We start from the raw sequence: 3,697 nt of genomic DNA, 5'->3' as shown, positions 1-3,697 counted from the left end.
CCCGATCAAGCAATGGTCGAATCGTCTCGATGGTGACGTCCCGCTTCGTGATTCCCTGTCCCCCCGGTCGTCAAGATGACGTCCATCTTCTCATCGACCATTCGTCTGACGGCCGCCTCAATCTCATCCGGATCATCTTTCGTGATCTCACGGTACGTGACCGTATGCGCCTCTTCTTTTAACAGCGTACAAATATGTTCACCCGATACGTCCGTATCGAGTGTACGCGTGTCCGAAATCGTTAAAATCGCGGCCCGGACCCGCTTCGTGTTTTGATGTACGTGATTGTGTACTTGCATCATCTTCACCCTCCGATGTAACTCATTTCAATCCGGTTGCGTGTCCGGTTCCCACTTCGTGACCGTTCTTCCGAGTACCTGTCGTCGCGCACTTCCCATACCATTTTTAGCGTCATGGCGATGAGGTTATCGCTCGCCCCGCTACGGAGCAACTCGCGAATATCCGTCCCGTCTTCCGCGAACAGGCACGTGTACCATTTGCCATCGCTCGATAGGCGGCCTCGCGTGCACGTCCCACAGAACGGTTGGCTGACCGAAGAGATGAATCCGACTTCCGCTCCGTCGCCGTAGCGATAACGTTTTGCGACTTCTCCAAGTGCCTCGGGAGCGAGTGGTTCAAGCAAGCCATTTTCCTGCCGTAGCACGTCGAGAATCGATTCAGACGACACGACATGCTCGACGTTCCATTCATTCGCTGTGCCGACATCCATGAACTCGATATACCGGAGCGTGATGTTCCGTTCTTTGAAATAGGCGGCCATCGGAGCGACTTCATGATCGTTCCAACCTTTCCGGACGACCATGTTCACTTTCACCTCGAGCCCTTGTCGTTTCGCCTCATCGATGCCTCGTAACACCGTCTCTGGGGATGTCCCGCGTCCGTTCATCATCCCGAACGTCTCAGCCGATAAGGCATCTAAACTGACGTTGACCCGGTCAAGCCCGGCTTGCTTCAACGCTTTCGCCGTCCGTTCTAAATAGACGCCATTCGTCGTCAACCCAATCGTCTCGATGGTCGTGACCGCACGAAGACGGCGAATCAGTTCATCGAGATTTGGTCTAAGCAGCGGTTCGCCGCCGGTCAAGCGTACTTTTTTCACGCCATGCGGGGCAATGATGCGAACGAAGCGCTCAATCTCGTCAAACGATAGCAATTCATGTCGTTTTAAAAATTGGTGGTGGCGAAACGCCTCTTCCGGCATACAGTAACGGCAACGGAAGTTGCATTTATCAATGACTGAGATACGCAAGTCTTCCAACGGTCGTCTCCGCCGATCGGTCCATGGGGTCATATTGGTTCATCCTTTCTATCTATCAACGACAGCAGGGACTTTCACAGTCCCTGTCTCGGATTGTCAGCGAATCGGCTTCTCCGCTCCGCTGCGCAAGTAATAATAAATTGTGGTGGCAATCGAAATCGCATAAAGACCGAGCATGACGAACAAGGCACCGTTGAACGAACCGACGAGTTCAAGCGACCAGCCGAACATCTTCGGAATGAAGAATGCACCGTAAGCGGCGAATGCTGCCGAGAATCCGACGACGGCCGGTGTCTTCGTCGCCACGAATACGTGAGGAATCATCGCGAACGTCGCTCCGGAGTTGAGTCCTGTTGCGATAAACAGGACGACAAACGAAATGAAAAACATCGTCAAGTTGTTGTTCGTAATGGCCATGATCACGCTCATCGTACCGAGGGCCATGACACCGAACACGATTAACGTCACTTTGGCCGCTCCGACCTTGTCACTAATCCAGCCTCCGAACGGACGCGAAGAGGCTCCAAGGAACGCACCAAGGAACGCCAGTGCCATCAAGTCCGATTCAGGAAACTTTAACTTCAAGATCATCGGGGAATGCTGCGGCGTAACCGATGAAAGAACCGAACGCTGCCGTATAGAGCAACGTTTGAATCCAAAAATGCTTGTCTTTAAATACGCTCGCTTGTTCACGAAGCGATTGACGTGCGGTCGGTAAGTTATCCATAAACAAATATGCACAAACCGTCAGCACGATTGCCGGCACGACCCAGAGAAGAGCAGCGTTTTGTAGCCAAATCTCTTGTCCCGTCTCTGTCACGAGAGCGTTGCCGCCAATAAATCCGAAAATGCTTGTCGTGATGACGAGCGGTGTGATCAATTGGACGAGCGAAACGCCTAAGTTACCGATGCCTCCGTTAATCCCGAGCGCCGTCCCTTTTTTCGCTTTCGGATAAAACGCACCGATATTGGCGTTTGATGACGAGAAGTTTCCGCCGCCGAGGCCGCACAGAGCGGCCAAAATCATGAACACCCAATACGGCGTATTGACGTTTTGAACGGCATAGGCGATGCCGAGGAGCGGCAATAACAGAATCGATGTCGAGAAGATCGTCCAGTTCCGTCCCCCGAAGATACTGTTCGCGAACGTATAGAAAAAGCGCAGCGTCGCCCCGACGAGTCCAGGTAGGGCGGCCAGTGTGAACAACTGACCTTGCGTAAAGCTAAACCCGATTGAATTCAATTGCACGGCCGCGACCGACCACATTTGCCAGACGATGAATGCAAGCGTCAGTGCCGGGACCGAGACGAGCAAGTTCCGATTGGCGACTTGTTTTCCCGTCCCTTCCCAAAATCCCACGTCCTCTGGTTTCCACTCGGCTAGTGCGTGTGACCCTTTGTCTAATTGTTGCATAGTCTATTCCTCCTCATAACGGTTCAATTCGTATCCTAATCTCATCCTATCGACCGCCTCCTTAAAAAAGTGTGCCTTCTTTCACACTTATTTCGCATCTTCGTAGTTTTTATCGCCTTGTCATCAATCTGTGACAAAATCGCCTATCTTTTGTTTCTGTGACATTGAACACAGAAAAACCCTCCTCTATTCCTTACGATAAGGAATAGAGGAGGGATTAATTTGTCACATCTTATTCAAATCCACTGTGCGCCCGAAGCTCGCTTGGCGCTACAACCATATTTCTTCAGTCAAGACGGGGCTCACGTGTTCCGTGTCTTTGGTGTCGCGATCGCCGAAGCGGCGTTCACGGAGACGGGGCTCGATATCACGTTCCCACTTGAAAGTCCGCTAGAAGAACTAGAGGCGTTGCATAACTTGCTTGAACGAATCACGACACATCACGACGTGACAATCGATGATACGCGAGCAGTGATCGGCTATTTAGGAGACGAGACGACGGTCACCGTCTATCGCCATTTCAAACGATGGCTCGACTTCTTATCCGCCGCGCGTGTCCGCTCGATGGAAGGCGTCGTCGTCGAGGTCCGCGCCAGTGGGGTCAAACTGGCCGAAGGCGTACTCCGGTCTTACGAATTGGTGAAAGATGGGGCCTTTTATGTATCGGCCTGTACAATCGAGGCCGATGGGTTAGAGCATTTTGAAGGCGAGCTATCGCTCGCCGCCGTGATGTGATCAATCGATGACACACACCGAGATTGGACAGTCTTCACAATGGTTGAGCAGTTTCAACCGATCGAGATCATGAATAATGATTTGACGGGACGGGAGCGAAATGATCCCCTCTTGGGCGAGCTCGTTCAGCATACGGTTCACGCGTTCACGCGATGTCCCGCAATAGTTGGCGAGCTCTTGGTTTTTCAATTTTAAATCGATGAGAATCCCGTCTTCGACTTCAACGCCATAGCTGTTCGCCATGCGAATCAACGTGGAATAGAGGGCCC

At 52.1% G+C, this 3,697-nt stretch carries 4 protein-coding genes and 1 pseudogene; 1 reads left to right on the top strand and 4 read right to left on the bottom strand.

Annotated elements, in window-relative coordinates; translation table 11 throughout:
* Positions 1 to 5 precede the first annotated feature (5 nt).
* From B9Z54_RS06465 to B9Z54_RS26630, 3 genes and pseudogenes are all read right to left on the bottom strand, one after another.
* Positions 6 to 302, bottom strand: a complete 297-nt coding sequence (locus tag B9Z54_RS06465) for a MogA/MoaB family molybdenum cofactor biosynthesis protein (RefSeq protein WP_240189827.1) — start codon at positions 300 to 302, stop codon at positions 6 to 8.
* A gap of 2 nt (positions 303 to 304) precedes the next feature.
* A complete protein-coding gene (gene moaA / locus B9Z54_RS06460; protein WP_113927648.1) occupies positions 305 to 1,312 on the bottom strand; it encodes a GTP 3',8-cyclase MoaA in 1,008 nt (335 codons plus the stop codon).
* Between the two features lie 63 nt (positions 1,313 to 1,375).
* Positions 1,376 to 2,693 (bottom strand): annotated as a pseudogene (locus tag B9Z54_RS26630) (MFS transporter).
* A 222-nt stretch (positions 2,694 to 2,915) separates the two neighbouring features.
* On the opposite strand from B9Z54_RS26630, the gene B9Z54_RS06450 reads away from it, so the two are divergent.
* The gene (locus B9Z54_RS06450) at positions 2,916 to 3,428 is read left to right on the top strand and encodes a hypothetical protein (protein WP_113927647.1); all 513 of its coding nucleotides are present in this window, start codon (positions 2,916 to 2,918) and stop codon (positions 3,426 to 3,428) included.
* Here B9Z54_RS06450 and B9Z54_RS06445 read toward each other — a convergent pair.
* On the bottom strand, positions 3,429 to 3,697 hold a 269-nt coding region (locus B9Z54_RS06445), incomplete at its 5' end, for a helix-turn-helix domain-containing protein (protein WP_162785115.1).

Source organism: Bacillus sp. P14.5 (assembly GCF_003316765.1).
In the GTDB taxonomy this organism is placed as follows: domain Bacteria; phylum Bacillota; class Bacilli; order Bacillales; family Bacillaceae_B; genus Rossellomorea.
The sequence above is the reverse complement of the archived record's forward strand: the minus strand, read 5'-3'. Positions and strand labels throughout refer to the sequence as shown.